This window comes from Chryseobacterium vietnamense, assembly GCF_031454475.1.
GTDB lineage: Bacteria > Bacteroidota > Bacteroidia > Flavobacteriales > Weeksellaceae > Chryseobacterium > Chryseobacterium vietnamense.
In genome coordinates this window covers 25,298-42,568 of record NZ_JAVDQX010000002.1, presented here as the reverse complement: position 1 = coordinate 42,568, position 17,271 = coordinate 25,298, and the positions used below count along the sequence as shown (strand labels likewise).

The 17,271-nt window shown below is 35.9% G+C and carries 16 protein-coding genes; 7 read left to right on the top strand and 9 right to left on the bottom strand.

Going from position 1 to position 17,271, the window contains the following annotated elements:
* Positions 1 to 98: 98 nt before the first annotated feature.
* From guaB to J2786_RS09425, 5 genes are all read right to left on the bottom strand, one after another.
* Positions 99 to 1,559, bottom strand: a complete 1,461-nt coding sequence (guaB, locus tag J2786_RS09445) for an IMP dehydrogenase (protein WP_047435716.1) — start codon at positions 1,557 to 1,559, stop codon at positions 99 to 101.
* 241 nt (positions 1,560 to 1,800) lie between these two features.
* Positions 1,801 to 2,304 carry a DUF4252 domain-containing protein gene (locus J2786_RS09440; protein WP_047435718.1) on the bottom strand — a complete coding sequence of 168 codons (504 nt, stop codon included), beginning with the start codon at positions 2,302 to 2,304 and terminating at the stop codon, positions 1,801 to 1,803.
* Between the two features lie 12 nt (positions 2,305 to 2,316).
* Positions 2,317 to 3,603 (bottom strand): DUF4252 domain-containing protein, encoded by a 1,287-nt coding sequence (locus J2786_RS09435; RefSeq protein ID WP_047435933.1) that lies wholly within the window; start codon positions 3,601 to 3,603, stop codon positions 2,317 to 2,319.
* Between the two features lie 16 nt (positions 3,604 to 3,619).
* On the bottom strand, positions 3,620 to 4,309 hold the full coding sequence (locus tag J2786_RS09430) for a hypothetical protein (RefSeq protein ID WP_047435721.1): 690 nt from the start codon (positions 4,307 to 4,309) through the stop codon (positions 3,620 to 3,622).
* Positions 4,284 to 4,793, bottom strand: coding sequence for a GFO_1088 family ECF-type sigma factor (locus J2786_RS09425; RefSeq protein ID WP_002976192.1), 510 nt, complete (start codon positions 4,791 to 4,793; stop codon positions 4,284 to 4,286). The genes J2786_RS09430 and J2786_RS09425 overlap by 26 nt, the downstream gene beginning before the upstream one ends.
* 268 nt (positions 4,794 to 5,061) lie before the next feature.
* Between J2786_RS09425 and J2786_RS09420 the strand changes: the two genes are divergently transcribed.
* Together J2786_RS09420 and J2786_RS09415 are read left to right on the top strand one after the other, a co-directional pair.
* Positions 5,062 to 5,358 (top strand): hypothetical protein, encoded by a 297-nt coding sequence (locus tag J2786_RS09420; protein WP_156121604.1) that lies wholly within the window; start codon positions 5,062 to 5,064, stop codon positions 5,356 to 5,358.
* A 27-nt stretch (positions 5,359 to 5,385) separates the two neighbouring features.
* Entirely contained in the window at positions 5,386 to 6,540 is a 1,155-nt protein-coding gene (locus J2786_RS09415) for a hypothetical protein (RefSeq protein WP_047435727.1), read from the top strand.
* Positions 6,541 to 6,618: 78 nt separating this feature from the next.
* Here J2786_RS09415 and J2786_RS09410 read toward each other — a convergent pair whose 3' ends face one another.
* Together J2786_RS09410 and J2786_RS09405 are read right to left on the bottom strand one after the other, a co-directional pair.
* Complete coding sequence (locus tag J2786_RS09410; RefSeq protein WP_185097573.1) at positions 6,619 to 7,779, bottom strand: GlmU family protein; 1,161 nt, start codon at positions 7,777 to 7,779, stop codon at positions 6,619 to 6,621.
* 103 nt (positions 7,780 to 7,882) lie between these two features.
* Positions 7,883 to 8,134 (bottom strand): type B 50S ribosomal protein L31, encoded by a 252-nt coding sequence (locus J2786_RS09405; protein WP_002976190.1) that lies wholly within the window; start codon positions 8,132 to 8,134, stop codon positions 7,883 to 7,885.
* Between the two features lie 184 nt (positions 8,135 to 8,318).
* Between J2786_RS09405 and J2786_RS09400 the strand changes: the two genes are divergently transcribed.
* The 5 genes from J2786_RS09400 to J2786_RS09380 all read left to right on the top strand — a co-directional run bounded on the left by J2786_RS09400 (position 8,319) and on the right by J2786_RS09380 (position 13,587).
* On the top strand, positions 8,319 to 9,728 hold the full coding sequence (locus J2786_RS09400) for a hypothetical protein (RefSeq protein ID WP_047435732.1): 1,410 nt from the start codon (positions 8,319 to 8,321) through the stop codon (positions 9,726 to 9,728).
* Positions 9,728 to 10,054, top strand: coding sequence for a nucleotide pyrophosphohydrolase (locus J2786_RS09395; RefSeq protein WP_034692883.1), 327 nt, complete (start codon positions 9,728 to 9,730; stop codon positions 10,052 to 10,054). The genes J2786_RS09400 and J2786_RS09395 overlap by 1 nt, the downstream gene beginning before the upstream one ends.
* Positions 10,055 to 10,124: 70 nt before the next feature.
* Positions 10,125 to 11,345, top strand: coding sequence for a 3-phosphoshikimate 1-carboxyvinyltransferase (locus tag J2786_RS09390; protein ID WP_047435934.1), 1,221 nt, complete (start codon positions 10,125 to 10,127; stop codon positions 11,343 to 11,345).
* Between the two features lie 220 nt (positions 11,346 to 11,565).
* Positions 11,566 to 12,249: a hypothetical protein gene (locus J2786_RS09385; RefSeq protein ID WP_052187147.1), complete on the top strand. Its 684-nt coding sequence runs from the start codon at positions 11,566 to 11,568 to the stop codon at positions 12,247 to 12,249.
* Between the two features lie 354 nt (positions 12,250 to 12,603).
* Positions 12,604 to 13,587: a phosphatidylinositol-specific phospholipase C gene (locus tag J2786_RS09380; RefSeq protein WP_047435936.1), complete on the top strand. Its 984-nt coding sequence runs from the start codon at positions 12,604 to 12,606 to the stop codon at positions 13,585 to 13,587.
* Positions 13,588 to 13,811: 224 nt separating this feature from the next.
* On the opposite strand, the gene J2786_RS09375 is transcribed toward J2786_RS09380, so the two are convergent.
* Positions 13,812 to 15,638 carry an alkaline phosphatase gene (locus J2786_RS09375; protein WP_310024918.1) on the bottom strand — a complete coding sequence of 609 codons (1,827 nt, stop codon included), beginning with the start codon at positions 15,636 to 15,638 and terminating at the stop codon, positions 13,812 to 13,814.
* 124 nt (positions 15,639 to 15,762) lie between these two features.
* Positions 15,763 to 17,271 carry a RagB/SusD family nutrient uptake outer membrane protein gene (locus tag J2786_RS09370; protein ID WP_047435736.1) on the bottom strand — a complete coding sequence of 503 codons (1,509 nt, stop codon included), beginning with the start codon at positions 17,269 to 17,271 and terminating at the stop codon, positions 15,763 to 15,765.

The following is a 17,271-nucleotide window of genomic DNA, read 5'->3' as shown; positions in this document are numbered from 1 at the left end:
AAATTAACACCCTATCAATCAAACCATTAAAACAAAATCATAAAATAAAAAAACCGCACAAATTGTGCGGTTTTTCATATTTAAAATGAATTATAATTTTACAAAGAATAATTCGGAGCTTCCTGTGTAATAATTACATCGTGCGGGTGAGATTCTTTCAATCCGCTTCCGGTAATCATAACCAATTTTGAATCTCTTTGTAACGTTTCAATATCTTTTGCACCACAGTATCCCATTCCGGCTCTCAAACCTCCTGTCAACTGGAAAATAACATCTTCCAGTTTTCCTTTATGCGGAACTCTTCCTTCAATTCCTTCTGGAACGAATTTTTTAGCTTCACTTTGGAAATATCTTTCTTTACCACCTCTCTTCATTGCTGAAAGGCTTCCCATACCCTGGTAAGATTTGAATTTTCTTCCCTGGAAAATAATTTCCTCTCCCGGAGCTTCATCTGTACCTGCTAAAAGTGAACCTAACATTACAGCACCTGCCCCGCTGGCGATAGCTTTTACAATGTCTCCGGAAAGTTTGATACCTCCGTCACCAATTACTGCTACATTTTGAGATTTAGCATATTCGTAAACGTTATAAATGGCAGATAGCTGAGGAACTCCTACTCCGGCAACCACTCTGGTTGTACAGATCGATCCGGGTCCTACACCTACTTTCAATACGTTTGCTCCTGCTGCAATAAGATCTTTTGCGGCATCTGCTGTTACAATATTCCCTCCTACAATATCAAGGTTAGGATATGCTTTTCTGATCTCTGAAATTTTATCTAAAACTCCTTTTGAATGGCCATGTGCAGAATCAATTGCTACAATATCAACTCCTGCCTGTACTAAAGCCTCAATTCTCGTTAATGTATCTTCTCCTACTCCTACTCCTGCTCCTACGATAAGACGACCATTTTCATCTTTATTAGCATTAGGATATTCCAACTGATTATCGATATCCTTGATGGTAATTAGACCTACAAGTTTATTATCTTTATCTACGATAGGAAGTTTTTCAACTCTGTTTTTAAGAAGAATTTCTTTAGCTTTTTCAAGGTTGGTATCTTTATCTGAAGTGATCAGATTATCTTTGGTCATAATCTCTTCTACTTTCATATCAAGATTTTCCTGATATTTTACATCTCTGTTCGTAATAATTCCGATCAGGACATTATCGGGATCTACTACCGGAAGACCGGAAATCTTATACCTTGACATAAGATCTTTAGCTTCACCTAAAGTATGATCTTTAGATAGAGTAACCGGATCAGAGATCATTCCGTTTTCGGAACGTTTCACACGGTTTACCTGAGCTGCCTGCTCAGCGATTGTCATGTTTTTGTGGATAAATCCCAACCCTCCGACTCTTGCTAAAGCAATTGCCAGATCAGCTTCAGTAACAGTGTCCATCGCAGCGGAAACTATCGGAACATTCAGCGTGATTTTGTCGGTAAGTCTTGATTTTAATGAAACCTGGTTAGGTAAAACTTCTGAATAAGAAGGGACTAGAAGAACGTCATCGAAAGTGATGGCTGTCTCTACAATTTTGTTATGAATAGACATCTTTACTTTCTTTGCAAAATTAGGTTATTTTAGTGAGATATGAAAATCCTTTTTGATAGTTTAAATAAAAATTAATAATCAATAACTTAAATCAAAAAACCGTCCTTTTGTCAGAACGGTTACGGTACAAAATAATTGAATGAGTATGAAACTACTTTATATATATGTTAAATATGAACATTGAAGGTCTATTTGACGAGGTTTTCAGTTTCATCCGGTTTGAATGTTTGAAAGAGTATGATTATTTATCAGAAACAGAATTAATCATTTTTGAAATATCACTGGCAGTAAAGTTTCCTTTCACATCTACGAATACTATGTCATTTTTCTTGGAGCCAACTGTAATCAGCAGATTTTTAATGGTCTCCCCATCCTGTTTTACTCTGATGTTGATATCATCTCCGTCATGTTTTATGCTGGCCCACTCTTCATAATGATTATGATTCAAAAACTGAGCGTAGTCATTAAGCATTTCCTCATTTCCATTGGTTACAGTAAGAACCTTTATTTTGGAAGCTTTCTTCACCAGATCTATGGTCTCTTCACTTTCTCCTTCTTCTCTCAAGGCTTTCTTAATATAAGACTTAGCCAAAACCATGGGTACATTAATACTTGCAAACTGTGCTCCCTTGAAGTCATATTTTGAATTCTGAAAAAAATCTATGTTCGGTTTTTCTGAAACAATACATGATTGAAGCATAGCCACTGTCAAGATAGCGAGGAAAATGCTTTTAAGAGTCTTCATAGTTTAGTTTTTTTATTTGATTTGTCTCAAGCTTCCTCCTGAAATTTTGTCCACTTTAGCATCCAGCTCAGGGTTCCCTTTCAGTTTTACATCGGCTCCTGAAGAAACACTTACTTTTAACTTGTCTGTAACAAGTAAAGAAATACTTGCTCCTGAGGTAGATTCTACTACTGCTGTTGCGATTTTAAGATCATCAGCTTTACAAGAAGCTCCGCTGCTGACATCAATTACGGCAGAGGCTGCCTCTCCTGATAAGCTAATACTTGCTCCGCTGGAAGTATCTAATGCCAGCTTTGGTGTTTTAATATCAATATCTATTACTGAACCTGAGTTTACTGCTATGGCAGCATTTTCATTCAATTTGAATGTCCCTTTAATAATAGAACCAGATTCTGCTTCGATTGCAAGGCTGCTTTCTGTAACAGGGTTCACTGCTGTAAAGACACTTCCTGACGATGTTTTTATAGCACTGATACCGGGAGCTGAAACATTAACATTAAGGTTTTTAAATCTCAGATTTCGAACTCCTTTATTATCCACATATATTTTCAGCACTCCGTTTTCCACTTTGGTGATTACATATTGAAGTTTATCTGCATCTGCAATCACTTTTACACTCCTGCTATTTTCCTGCTTGAAGGTAACATTTACTCCCACACTGGCATCTATTTTTGAAAACTCACCAACATTTCTGTTATCACCATTCAAGTAAGAAGATGTATTTCCTGATGTAAGGTCACTTCTTACCGAGCTTGTCACAGAAGAGGTAATTGTTTCGCCGGAATTAATGATTTTATTAACATCCGACAGTTTCATTTTTCCATTCAGAATAAAAATGATATTTTCTTCTTTGGAGTCTACATTGAACACCAGATTTTCAAGATAGTTATCTTTTTCATCTTCAGCCAGGAATTTCATAGAAGTTCCATCACTGCTCATAGACATCAGCTCGTTAAAGTTTAATGATTTTAAGGCATCGTTTATTCTCGCCGTTTTATCCTCGTTCATTTTTATATTGGCAAGATTCTCATCTTTTAAACGATCCGGAAAGGTAATTTTAGGGATAATTAAAATTTTAAGTCCATCTACATCGTTCAGAATCGGTTTTATTTTTCCGATATAAGCATCATCTACATCAATGGTATTCAGTAGCTTGAACATCGGTTTTTTAATATTGATGGATGTCACTCTTCCCTTTCTTTCAAAATCCTGAAAAAGCTTGTCTAATTTCTCAGTCTGTGCAGAATAAGTTGCAAAGCTGCTTAGCATTACGGCTATTATAAAAAATATTTTTTTCATGGGATTGTTCTGATTTTTAGTATTCGCTGTCAAGATTTTCATTTTTTTGAGAAGATGCTACTGTTTTTTTAAATTCGTTTCCTAATTTCATAAAGGAATATTTGGCAACATCTATGGCTTCTTTTTCACTGCTGATTCTCTTGCCGTTTACAATAACATATGAGTCATCGTATGCAGAAGCAGAGTCATTTATATTTCTACTGTTCCGGTAGGAAGAATTATCCACGTATCTAGGTTTTCTTTCCTTTTTAAGTCTTCCTCTTTTTGGCAGAATTTCGTCCATAACATCTTTTTCTGCCACCGGGTTGTCCTGAAAAACAGAATCTTTTTTCACCCCGGAAATAGAGTCTGTATGATTCACTGCAACCTGTTCCTGATGATCACTGTTTTCTTCAATAAATCCGGATTTCTGTTTTAAGATTTCATCTTTTACCAGTTTTTCTCTGTCCTGGGCATCTGCTGTCCTGGAATTATTATAATTAAGAAATAAGCCGATACCAAAAACCAGTATTACACTGGCCGCCATCCAGAACCATTTCGGAAAAGAGGGTTTCTTTTTTTCCAATGGTATAATAGGGGCCATATTCTGTTCAGGTTCCGCACCTTCTGCAGTCTGAAGAAAGTCTTCAAAACTCCAGTCCATTTTTTCTTCCTTAATTTCCCGGAAGACTTCGTTGTATTTATCTTGTAATTGATCTTTTTTCATAGCTCATCAGTTGTGAGATTTGTTCTTTTACTTTTTGTCTCGCACGCATCAGGTTTACCCTTACTGCATTTTCCTCCATTTCCAGCATTTCAGAAATTTCGGAAACATCATACTCTTCTACATCTTTCAAGTGGATGACCATCTTCTGTTTTTCGGGGAGCTGATTGATAAATCCTACAATATGTTCCTTAAGGTTATCAACTTCCATACTGTAAAGCTCCGAGCGATGAAGCTGCATATCCGCGAAGCCGATCTTTACATCATGATGCTTCAGGCGGTTCAGGCATTCGTTCCGGACAGACTTCAGCGCATAGGATTTAAAATTCCCGAATTGCTCAAGCTCATCCCTCTTCTGCCAAAACTTCATCATGAGATCCTGTACTACATCTTCCGCTTCATCACTGCTCATGACAAACCGCTTCGCAAAACGATACATCTCGTCTTTGAGAATAAACACCGTATTCTTGAAAGTTTCTTGGGTCATGAGTTTTGTTTCTTATAGGTAAGACAATTGCCATTACTTATCTATTACATCAAAAATAAAAAAACTTTGAAAAATTCTGATATTTTTTATTTTCAACCCAGGACTGCCTGAGTAAAGCTACTCCAAAATCACACATTTACCTTTCGGAAAGGAAGTATAAATAAGGAAATCCGTAATGTTTCACCATAGTATTTTGATTTATTATTCACACATTTGTCGAGTTATAAAAGTTTTATATATTTAACATCATAAAAACTAAATGCCAGTGATGAAAAAAGCTATTTTACGGCTATGCTTTCTGCTTACCATTCTGTCTACCTTATGGTGCTGCCGGAATGAAGAATTCTCTACAGAAGATTCTTCTCAACAACGCTCTTATAATTCTTCAGCGAGATTTGCATCAAAGAGCTGGGGAAGTATTGAATTAAAAAAAATTAGTTCTACACAAATTTCATGGGAATATCGACCTAATGATATTATTCTTGATGATAGCAAGTGTCCTCTGGGAACAGATATAAAAATTTACCTTCCTGAAACAAAGGATTTAATTTTCACAAAACAGTAATATTCCAGTTTAATAATATCACAAATAATGAGAGCTCTACTACTTTTTCTTATTTTTTCATCTATATTTTCATCTTCTCAGGTCATTAAAGATTCAATTTTGGGGAAACCTAAATTCGTAAAAGAATACGTAGTTTTTCTAAACGATTCTGGTCCATTTACCTTTATGAAGGGTGATGGTGAATATGGACATGCTGTAATCATGATTCCCAAAAACCTAAGAAGCAGAATGCGGGAGACATGGTTTGAAACAGATTTCTGCCGATATATAAATAATGAAACTAACTATGATAAAAACCGGAATATAACAAAAGAAACATGGTATTACAAATCAGGAGAAATTGTTGATAATTATGATTATACATTTGATAGTCTTACTAGGTTAATTGAAGAAAAAAGGAAAAACAAATACTCCGAAATCTCTTATCATTATTTTTACAACGGAAATAATAAAACCGTAAAATTTAAAGAAGCCTATTACAAAATTAAAGATAAGCCTATGGAAAAATACATAAGCAATCTTGAAAATTTCAAACCTCTGTATATAACTAAATTTGATACTCTAACAAGAACAGACAGTATTTTTACAATAACAAATGATATTTGGAAAAAGGTAGGTGAGCGTTCTTATACTGAGGTTAAAGATTCTATTTATCATAAGAAACTAAATCGTGTAAAAATTTATGATAATCAATATCGTGTAATTGAAGAAAAATCTTTCGATCATAAACTTGATTATGAAAACAAAAAAATATTTTTAAGCAAGCATATGAAATACGAATATGATAAATCCGGAAATCTAATACAGAAAGCTGAAATTAAAGATGGAAAGTACCATTATTATACTATACTTGAAAACGGTAAAATAATCACAGAAGAAAAAGATGGTAATTATGAAAAACCCATGTCAATCACTTATACTTATACCAAAGATCAAAAATTAGAAAGAACAACAGCACACTACAATAATAATATTTGGCATGATATCCGATTTGAATATAAAGGTAATTATATCACCAATATGACTTACCTTAATAAAATCGGGATGGAAGATAAAAACATAGTTCCTAAATTAATAACTTTCAAATATAAGTTTGACAAACAAAAAAACTGGATAGAAATGATTAAGAATGTGGACGGAAAAGATCTTTATAAATGGGTGAGAGAAATTGAATATTATTGATATCTGGATAGTTTACAGTTATTATACTCAAACTAAAAATAAACCCCTCAAAAAAAATTCTGAGGGGTTTATTTTTAGTTAATACGTATCAAAAATATGTTTCAGAATCGCTTTATCTTCTTCTGTTAAAGCAACTTTCCTTCTTGCCATGGCTCTTTCTGCCACTTCATATACTTTATCAAGTTTGAATCTTTCATCATCCTTCAGTCCGCCCCATGAAAAGTTTTCCACAAGGTTAGGGGGAAAACCTGGTTTGAAAATATTGGATGCAACTCCTACTACTGTTCCTGTATTCAGCTGGGTATTGATGGCTGTTTTGGAATGATCTCCCATAATCAGACCTGCAAACTGTAATCCAGTATCTTCGAATGCTTTTGTTCTGTAGTTCCAGAATTTTACGCTACCATAATTATTTTTCATGTTGGAAGAATTGGTATCCGCTCCGAAATTACACCATTCCCCAATCACAGAATTCCCCACAAAGCCTTCGTGTCCTTTACTGGAGTATCCGAAGATAATGATATTATTTACTTCTCCACCTACTTTACAGTGAGGGCCGATGGTGGTAGCTCCATAAATTTTAGCGCCAAGGTTGAATTTGGAATCATCACAAAGCGCTATTGGTCCGCGAAGATGACAGCCTTCCATGATCTCAGTATTTTTCCCGATGTAAATTTTTCCGGTTTTAGTATTCAGGGTAGAAAATTCAATTTCGGCCCCTTCTTCAATGAACAGATCTTTTTTATCTCCTAAAAAGCCATTGGTAGACGATAGCTCTTGTGAAGCTCTTCCTGTAGTCAATAATTCAAAATCAAAATCAATCGCCAGGTGATTATAAGAAAAAAGATCTTTCGGTCTTTTGAAAAAAACAAGTTCTTCCTTAATATCGGTCATTTTTTCAATCTGGTTCAGAGAAAAACCTTTCATATTGATTTTAGCAGCGATCAGTTCGTCTTCATAAACCAATGCTTCTCCCTGCTTAAGGTCTTTAATCTGTTGAATTACAGTTTCTGTGGGAAGGAAATTAGGAACTAAAAAAAGACTTTCTTTTTCCTCCGGGCTTTTAAATTTATCCTGAAGATACATTTCTGTGAAGTAGGCTACCTCAGTATTTTCAAGGATTTTCTGCCAACGTTCTGAGAATGTAAGAATTCCGCATCGCATCGCTGCAACCGGTCGTGTAAAAGTAAGCGGAAGAAAGTCTTCCCAATATTGTGCGTCTGAAAATACTAACTGCATCATTCAGTTTTTAAGTTTAAGGTTTATGTTCAAGGTCAACAAATTTACAATAAAAAAAGTCTCCCAAAAATTGGAAGACTTTAATATTTTAAATGTATAAAAATTACTTAGCGAATTTTTTATACTTGTTCATGAACTTATCAACTCTACCTGCAGTGTCAACTAGTTTTACTTTACCAGTGTAGAAAGGGTGAGAAGTTGAAGAGATTTCCATTTTGATTAGAGGATACTCTTGTCCTTCATACTCGATAGTGTCTTTTGTTTCTGCAGTAGACTTGCAAAGAAACACCTCGTCGTTACTCATATCTTTGAAAACAACAAGTCTATAATTTTCTGGGTGGATTCCGTTTTTCATAATACTATTTTTAAAAAAATTAAGTTTGCTTTCGAAATAGTAATGGATATTTCTCTGCTAAATTTTAGGTTGCAAAAATACAACATTTTTTCTAAATTCCAAATACTGAATTCAATATTTTTTTATAGATAAGAAATTCAAAGTATTTTCGTTAAATTTGGAACTTACTTAAACTTTAATTTCAATGAAATTCAAATTATTACTGGCTTTTTCCTTCTGGATGTTACTTGTAGCAGTATCATGTAATAAAGATGATATAACGTTTGACAGTCCTTCACAGGAACTCCGTTTCTCTAGAGATACGGTATTTTGTGATACAGTATATCATCAGGTACGTTCAGAAACTTACGTTGTGAAAGTATATAATAATGAAGATAAGGACATTATGATTCCAAGAGTGAATCTTGAAAAAGGAGCTTCTTCATTATATAGGATCAATGTAGATGGAAAACCGGGATATGATTTTAAAAATGTTCCTTTAAGAAAGAAAGACAGCCTTTATATTTTTGTTGAAATTGCCCCGGAAGCTACCGGACCGGAAGCTATTGCAGAAGACAAAGTTCTTTTCACCAGCCCAACCGGACAACAACATGTGACTTTATTTTCTGTGGTTCAGGATGCTGAATTTTTCATCCAGACCCCTGGCAACCCGAATGTAATTACCAGTTCCACCACATGGAATAACAATAAAGCAAAGATCATCTACGGAAATCTTACCATCAATCCAAGTGTAACCCTTGATATCAATGCCGGAACTAAGGTTTATTTTCACAAAAACAGTGGAATGAAAGTATCTTCCGGAGCGGTCTTGAATATTAACGGAACTCAGGCAGATCAGGTTATTCTTCGTGGTGACAGAAATGATCCTTATTATGATACAATTCCTAAAAACTGGAATTCTATTAAAATGGAAGCCAATTCTACCCTTAAGATGAACCATGCGAGGCTTTTCGGAGGTACGAGAGGATTGGATATGAAACAAACCAATGCTACCATTACCAATTCATTCATCCATACTTTCTTTGAATATGGAATTTATGCTGTAGGTTCTACAGTAAATGCGAACAATCTTGTAATGAACAACTGTGGTTTATCCTGTGTCGGGATTTTCCTGGGTGGAAAACACAGCTATACTCATGCTACGATCGCGAATTACTCCAAGACGATGAGCTCTTTTGACAGAACAGGAATTTTTGCCGCCAATGAATGGAAAAATGATGCAGGGCAATCGCAGCAAGGAGCCTTACAGCAGCTTGACATCAAAAACAGTATTGTCTATTCTGACAGAGATGATGCTATTCATTTTGAGCAAACCCCAGGACAGCAGTTTGAATTTTTACTTCAAAATTCATTAATCAAATATACCAGTGCCACCGGAGCAGGTTTCACTTTTGACAACAATCCGAATGTGATACAAACGGTAAAAAATGCAGAGCCTCAGTTTGTCAATTATTTTATGGCAAAAATGAATTTAAGAGTAAAACCGGGTTCACCAGCTCTTGGAAAAGGAAATACAGCTGTAGCAGCAACAGTACCTTTTGATATTGTGAATGTATCAAGAACTGCCAACCCAACTTTAGGAGCTTATCAATAATGGAAATTACCCAGTTACAACAGCAGGTAGATGAATGGATCAAAACCATTGGGGTAAGATACTTTAATGAACTTACCAATATGGCGATGCTGACAGAAGAAGTAGGTGAAGTAGCAAGAATCATTGCCAGAAGATATGGTGAACAAAGCGAAAAAGAAAGTGACAAGAATAAAGATCTTGGTGAAGAACTGGCAGATGTGCTTTTTGTAACGTTATGTTTAGCCAATCAAACAGGAGTCAACCTACAGGACGCTTTTGACAGAAAAATGAAAATTAAAACTGACCGGGATAAAGACCGGCATCAGAACAACGAAAAATTGAAATAATGTTAAATGATGAGTTATAAATAATACATCAATTTGTAACTCATTATTTTTTAAGATAATGCAGATCATAATGAAGCTAGAAAAATCAAAATTATCAGGAGATAAAACAGTACAGATCAGCGGTTCGAAAAGTATTTCGAATCGTTTATTGATTCTGGAAAGCCTGTTCAGCAATATAAAAATCGGAAATCTATCCAATTCCCAGGATACTCAACTGTTAAAAAAAGCTTTATCTGAGGATACTGAAGTGGTAGACATTCATCATGCGGGAACGGCTATGCGTTTTCTTACTTCTTATTATTCTATTCAGGAAGGTAAAACGACAATTCTTACCGGTTCCGGGAGAATGAAAGAAAGGCCTATCAAAAATCTGGTAAGTGCTTTGAGGGATCTTGGAGTGGAAATTGAATATATGGAGAACGAAGGTTTTCCCCCTTTAAAAATTACAGGAAGAAAGATTACTGAGACGTCCGTGAATGTTCCTGCCAATATTTCAAGCCAGTTTATCACTTCCCTGCTTCTTGTTGCAGGAAAACTTGAGAATGGATTGGTGATTAACCTTGTGGGAGAAGTGACTTCAAGATCGTATATTGAAATGACCCTTGATATTCTGACAAAGTTTGGAATCCAAAGCAGTTTTGAAGGAAATACCATTAAAGTAGAACCTTTCACTCCTGACAATTCCGCAGTAGTACATTATGAGGTGGAAAGTGACTGGAGCTCGGCTTCTTACTTCTACTCTATCTGTGCATTGGGAAGAAAAACGATTCACCTGAAAAGTTTTTATAAAGAGTCAACGCAGGGAGATTCTGCAAGTGCTGACATCTACGAAAAGTTCTTCGGAATTAAAACTACATTCTCTGAAGATGAGCATAAATTAACACTTGAACCTCAGCCAGATTTTTCTTTCCCGGAAAAAATTGTTCTGGATATGAATGACTGTCCTGATATTGCGCAGACTCTTTGTGTAACAGCAGCCGCTTTAAAAATCCCTTTTGAGATTTCAGGACTGGGAACCTTAAGAGTAAAAGAAACCGACAGGCTTCTTGCCTTATATAATGAACTGCAAAAACTAGGTACTGAAACAGAAATTACAGATCAGACGATTAAATCAATCAGTTTTGGAGAGCCACAAGGCCATATTTCTATTAAGACCTATCAGGATCACAGAATGGCCATGAGTTTTGCACCATTTTGTCTGATCAGCGAGCTCAATATTGAAGATGAAGATGTGGTAGAAAAGTCTTATCCAATGTTCTGGAAAGATCTTGAAAGCATACTATCCCATTAATTTAATACTATAAAATGTGGTAATTTGAATAATAATTTTTATTTCGGATTACCACATTTTTACAATGAAGTTGTTTAAGAAGGATTGAAGAAATAAAGTATAGTTAAGATGAATCATTCTGATTTTCAAGCTTAAAAGCGAAGCTCATCTTATTACTCTCAACACTTTAATACAATCTTAATGTTTCAAAAACAAAAGTTTAAACAAGTTGAATATAATAATGATGAAAACTTTCTTTTCCTTTTTGCTTGTTTTATCTGTTTCGAGTTTATCTGCTCAGAAGCTGAAAAATTTTTCGGTTCCGAAAGGCTATACTCAGATTGCAGAAGCCAAAGGCGATCTTGACAAAGATGGAAAAGATGAAACAGTCCTCATATTTAATACGAATATAAAAGCATCAGACGAGCAGAACCCGGAAGGTACAAGTGATTATAAAAGGGTTTTCTATATTCTGAAAAAGGAAAACAACGGCCTGAAAGTATGGAAAGAAAATTCCGAGATCATTTTTTCTAGCGGATTCGGATTTTATCCTTCCGATAATACTCTTACAATCGATATAAAAAATAACTGTCTTATTATCGAACAGCTGTTTTTTACCAATTCAAGGCATACCCAGCAATATAAGCATACCTTCAGATTTCAGAACGGGGATTTTTATCTGATAGGTTTATACGATCATTTTGAAGATACCTGTGATTTCAGTTTTACGAATGAGATCAATTTTTCTACAGGCCAGGTGATTATTGACAGAGAATATTCATCCTGTGATGATGATACCAAAGTACCAGAAAACTCGCATAAAGAATTTACTCATCAATTCCCGGCTCTTATTAAAATGAATGATTTCTTTATCGGAGACCACAAGTTCAGGCTTCCCGGTTTGAAAGAGGATTTTGTGTTTTAAGAGAGACTTCTATCTGGAAAAGCTATATCTTTTAAAAATGCAAAAAAAAACAATTCTATAGTTCTATTTAAAGAAAGCAAAGAAGGTGACAATGTCGATAATGAAGCTTAATTGCTATGCATTCGCTTAGAAAGAATCAATTTATTGATTTCATTTTTGCTTCCTCAATTTTAAGAATAGAAAATAATCTTTGCGTTAATAAAAATCGTCTTATTTCTTCTAGCTTCCATCATCCAACTCCCTGACTTTATACCAACTTAATTATCTCTTAAAGTTAAATTAACTCCTCGTGTTTTGATATATTCTTATTTTTAAGCTACCTTAAAAAATAAAAAAACTATGTTCAAACAAAACATGAAACGCTTTACAGCCATTACTCTTGGAGTTGTTACTGCGTCTATCTTTTTTTCGTGTTCAAATGACAGCATGATGGAAAGAGATTCTAATGAGAATCCTAGGGCTTCTTTAGCAAAAACAAGTAATAAGGCTTCATTATTACCTGTTGCCCTGAATAACTGGATGTCTGGTCTTCAGGATAATATTTCCCTTTCAAAAATCTCCATTCCCGGAACTCATGATTCAGGAGCACGTGTAGATGCCCCCGTGGTATCGGGTACGGCTAAAACCCAAGACCTCAGCATTGCGGAGCAACTTAATGCAGGAGTCCGTTTTCTGGATATACGTTGCAGACATATTGACAATGCTTTCACTATTCATCACGGAGCAATTTACCAAAACCTGAACTTTGATGATGTTTTAAATGCATGCTATACATTCCTTCAAAACAATCCGTCTGAAACCATTATTATGTCTGTAAAGGAAGAATATGATGCTTCCAACACGACCAGAAGTTTTGAACAGACCTTTGATGCTTATGTACAGAAAAATCCTTCTAAGTGGGATCTTGGAGCAAACATTCCTACACTGGGTTCTGTTAGGGGAAAGATCAAATTACTAAGAAGATTCTCTTCGGGAACAACCAAAGGAATCAACGCCTCACCATGGGCAGACAATACTACTTTTGATATCAACAATTCCGGGGTACAGTTGAAAGTGCAGGATTATTATAAAGTAACTAATAATGACGATAAGTGGAATGGGATTTCCAGCCTTCTTAATGAAGCTAAAAATGATACAAACGGTAAGCTTTTCGTGAATTTCACGAGCGGTTATAAGCCGGGAATTTTTGGAATTCCAAGTATTCCTACGGTATCCAATAATATCAATCCTAGACTTAAAACATTCTTCCAGACGAATACTCAGGGATCATTCGGAATAATGCCAATTGATTTTGTGAATGCTGAGCTTTCTCAATTGATCGTTAACACCAATTTCTAAATTATTATTTGTTAGATTTATTCAAAGGCTGTTTCTCTTGTTGAGACAGCCTTTTTGAATTTTGTTCTGCTTTTTATCTCCCGCAGATTTTGCAGATAACGCCGATTACCATAAATATCTGCTTAATCTGTTAAATCCGCAGGAGCTCTAAATTAATTCATAAAAAAAGACTGCTTCGAAAACGAAACAATCTCTCTTTGTAAAAGTAAAAGTATAATTAAAAGCTATTTCTTAATTCCGTAAGCAGCCAGTATTTTGTTGAAGATCTCCGTATTTTCAAACAATCCTGTGAATTCTTTTGAATTCGGCCCGTAAGCAAAAACACTTGACGGAATAGAGGTATGATCATTCGTACTGAAATTTCCAAAAATCCAACCGTCTTTCAGGCTTCCGTCTAAAAGGGTTAAACCTCCTGTTTCATGATCTCCCACCACAATCACTAAAGTTTCTTTATTCTCATCAGCAAATTTCATCGCCTTCCCTACAACATGATCAAAATCCAGCAATTCTGTAACCAGCTGTTCTATATTATTGCTATGGCCACCGCCATCCGTCTGGGAGGCTTCAATCATCATAAAGAATCCCTGTTTATTATTTTTTAAATCATTTAAAGTAAGATCAAAAGCATCTGCCAGCCAGTTTCCTCTTCCATTGGTGATTCTTTGTGAGGCCAAAGGATCAATAACTAAAGTACAGTTGCTGATTTTCGTTACTGATCTCAGATTCTGATACAAATCTATTTTCGCTTCTTTAAATTTCTGAATATTTTCCTGAGACAATCCACTGGTAGGACCTCCAATCAGAATTTTTGTTTTTGAAGCTGCAAAATCTTTCAGAATAGGTTCCGAACTGTTTCTGTTATCTGAATGCGCATAGAAATCTGCAGGTGTAGCATCTGTAACATCTCCGGTGGAAATAAGACCGGAAGTCATTCCTTTTTCAGCAATAATATCAGGAATTTGTGCCAGTGCTTTCCCCATAGTATCAACTCCAACAAAAGTATTTTTAGTTTTCACTCCTGTTGCAAATGCTGTAGAGCCCGGTGCAGAATCCGTAATATAGGCATTGGATGAGTTGGTTTTGGAAAGCCCTGTGGATTTCATGTTGAAAACATTCAGTTTCCCTTTGTTGGCTGTAAAGGCAGCATAATATTGTGGCAGAGAAGTTCCATCTGGTATAAGGAGGATAACATTCTTTACTTTTTTAGTTACTCCATCTGATGCATAAGTCGGTGTATATGTGCTGTATTCTTTTGTATTTTTATAAAAGTTTCTTGGAATAGAGTTCATGAATTTTTTAAGATCCGGAATATGATCGGTATTGATATAATCCACGCCCATATCCATAAAATTCACCCATGCATTCGGGAAGTCCGGTGCTCCATAAAAACGTACTGGCTTTTGCTGGGCATGTGCTTTTTCAACAGCAGTTTTAATCTTTGCCGTTTCCTCGTCTCTCGGAATTCCTTTTCCATTCCATTTTACCAATCCGGGAAGGTCTGCACTGAACATTCCTACTCTTTTTAACTGATCTGCAGAATAATTTTTATCCAGATCTCCATCAAAATAAAGATAGCTTGGATAATTTTTAAAATCTTCAGGCTGAGGTCTTCCTCCGGTGATCACAATTTTTATTCCTGAATTATCCGTGATTTCCGGATATTTTTTTAAGGTACTGACCAAAGCATCCAGTGATGTTTTATAATCCAGCTTAATATCGATAAGCAACTGAAGTTTCTTACCAGCGTCAGGATAGATATTCCCTTTGTTGATTTTAATCTGTTTTGAAATATTATCGAGATAAAGATTTTCCAGCGTTCTGTCTGCAGAAAGTTCCTTTTCAGTATGAGCAACCCAAAGCTTTCCTTTTACCAGAAAAACATCTGCCTCAATGGAACCGAAGTTAGCATAATAAGCCTGCCAAAAGGGAATTTCCTGCATATAATCATTATGCGAATGCGCATTCCCTACATTATAATTTAAATAATTCTGTGCCTGGTTTTCAGAAAAAACAGCCAGGGCCAATACAGCCCATATTTTTGATAGTTTCATTCGTATATCATTATTATTTTATAGGTCAAAATGAAACGACCTATCTCCATACCTTTGAAAAAACTATATCACCACAGAAGGTTCTGTAATGATATAGTGACTTATATATAAAAAGATTAAAATTTTACCAGCCCTCATTTTGTTTAATAATCCCGTGACTGTTTACGATTTCAGCCTGTGGAACTGCCCAAACATTATGTACTGCCGGATTAAAGTTTCTTGCTGCCCAGACTACCTGTCCATTGATACCGTGCAAAGGTTTCGCATAAGCTGCCTGCGCGTCTCCCCAACGTACAAGGTCTCTGTGTCTGTCTGCCCATTCTCCTGCCAGTTCGCAACGTCTTTCATGCTTCAGGTCAGCCAGAGTACATCCGTTTTTCGCAGATAACCCAGCACGTAATCTGATCATATTGATTTCCTGATCTGCAGATTTCCCCTGCATTAGTGAAGCTTCTGCTTTGATAAGAATTACCTCAGCGTAACGCATAATCGGCACGGCAAGGTCTGTACATGGATAATCTCCGTTGGCACTCACGTGGCCACTGTTCAATTGATATTTGAACGCATCCATATATTTATTGAATTGGTATCCGGTAAGGGAATTAGAAGAAGCGTATATTCTTTCTTTTCCATTAAAGGTAAATTTGTCTCCTATTTTAAGAATGGTAGCACTTCTTCTAAGGTCTCCTGTTTCGTATTCATCAAATAGCTCTTTCGTTGGTTGGAAGTATCCCCATCCGTTATATTCTCCCCATCCTTTGTTTTCAAGCATTACTCCTGGAAGAATACTTCCCCATGCGGTAAACTTTGGTGTTCCCGGGATCGACCAGATGTATTCCGAACTGTAGTTATTTTCAGCTTTGAAAACATCCGCGAAATTTCCCAATAAGGCTCTGTTTCCTTTCGTCATTACTTCATTAGCCCAGAATTCTGCATTTTTCCAGTCTTTCATAAACAGATATACTTTTGCTAACAATGCCCATGCTGCTGCTTTATGAGGTCTTCCATAATCTTTTGCAGGAAGTTCTGCCTGTGCAGGTAATAATTCTGAGGCTCTTTTCAGGTCATTCACAATATAAGTGTAATTCTCCATTACATTGGCTGCTCTTGGAATCGGGTTGGTATCCGGATCTTTCGACCGATCGATAATTGGAACTCCGGCTTTTTCATTTCCGTACGAATAAGCCAGCTCAAAATACATTCTGCTGCTCATGAACAAAGCTTCTCCCAGGTATTTATTTTTGGTAGCCTGTGAAGTCTGAATATTATCAACGTTACGGATCACACGGTTGGCCACTCCAATCACATTGTATCTTTTGTTCCATTGGGTTTCAAGATCTCCTGCCGCGATATAATTGCTGCTGAAGTTTTTCGCATTATCCGCCTCACTTTTTGCTCTTCCGGTTACCATATCATCACTGGCATTGATGAACCAGAACAGTCCTCTTCCATAAAATTCACCATCGAATAAAGGCTTGTACATAGCATTTGCTCCGGTAACCAAATCGTTTTCCGTTTTCCAGAAACTGGCTTCCGTAGGGGTTCCTTCCGGCTGCACATCTAGTTCTCCTGTACAAGATAAAAGCATTACAGATATTCCTGATACTAACAATATTTTATTGAAAAATTTCAT

What these genes read in the sequence shown, in the direction of transcription:
- guaB (WP_047435716.1), bottom strand. Translation starts at nt 1,559, where the DNA reads ATGTCTATTCATAACAAAATTGTAGAGACAGCCATCACTTTCGATGAC.
- J2786_RS09440 (WP_047435718.1), bottom strand. Translation starts at nt 2,304, where the DNA reads ATGAAGACTCTTAAAAGCATTTTCCTCGCTATCTTGACAGTGGCTATG.
- J2786_RS09435 (WP_047435933.1), bottom strand. Translation starts at nt 3,603, where the DNA reads ATGAAAAAAATATTTTTTATAATAGCCGTAATGCTAAGCAGCTTTGCA.
- J2786_RS09430 (WP_047435721.1), bottom strand. Translation starts at nt 4,309, where the DNA reads ATGAAAAAAGATCAATTACAAGATAAATACAACGAAGTCTTCCGGGAA.
- J2786_RS09425 (WP_002976192.1), bottom strand. Translation starts at nt 4,793, where the DNA reads ATGACCCAAGAAACTTTCAAGAATACGGTGTTTATTCTCAAAGACGAG.
- J2786_RS09420 (WP_156121604.1), top strand. Translation starts at nt 5,062, where the DNA reads ATGAAAAAAGCTATTTTACGGCTATGCTTTCTGCTTACCATTCTGTCT.
- J2786_RS09415 (WP_047435727.1), top strand. Translation starts at nt 5,386, where the DNA reads ATGAGAGCTCTACTACTTTTTCTTATTTTTTCATCTATATTTTCATCT.
- J2786_RS09410 (WP_185097573.1), bottom strand. Translation starts at nt 7,779, where the DNA reads ATGCAGTTAGTATTTTCAGACGCACAATATTGGGAAGACTTTCTTCCG.
- J2786_RS09405 (WP_002976190.1), bottom strand. Translation starts at nt 8,134, where the DNA reads ATGAAAAACGGAATCCACCCAGAAAATTATAGACTTGTTGTTTTCAAA.
- J2786_RS09400 (WP_047435732.1), top strand. Translation starts at nt 8,319, where the DNA reads ATGAAATTCAAATTATTACTGGCTTTTTCCTTCTGGATGTTACTTGTA.
- J2786_RS09395 (WP_034692883.1), top strand. Translation starts at nt 9,728, where the DNA reads ATGGAAATTACCCAGTTACAACAGCAGGTAGATGAATGGATCAAAACC.
- J2786_RS09390 (WP_047435934.1), top strand. Translation starts at nt 10,125, where the DNA reads ATGAAGCTAGAAAAATCAAAATTATCAGGAGATAAAACAGTACAGATC.
- J2786_RS09385 (WP_052187147.1), top strand. Translation starts at nt 11,566, where the DNA reads ATGATGAAAACTTTCTTTTCCTTTTTGCTTGTTTTATCTGTTTCGAGT.
- J2786_RS09380 (WP_047435936.1), top strand. Translation starts at nt 12,604, where the DNA reads ATGAAACGCTTTACAGCCATTACTCTTGGAGTTGTTACTGCGTCTATC.
- J2786_RS09375 (WP_310024918.1), bottom strand. Translation starts at nt 15,638, where the DNA reads ATGAAACTATCAAAAATATGGGCTGTATTGGCCCTGGCTGTTTTTTCT.
- J2786_RS09370 (WP_047435736.1), bottom strand. Translation starts at nt 17,271, where the DNA reads ATGAAATTTTTCAATAAAATATTGTTAGTATCAGGAATATCTGTAATG.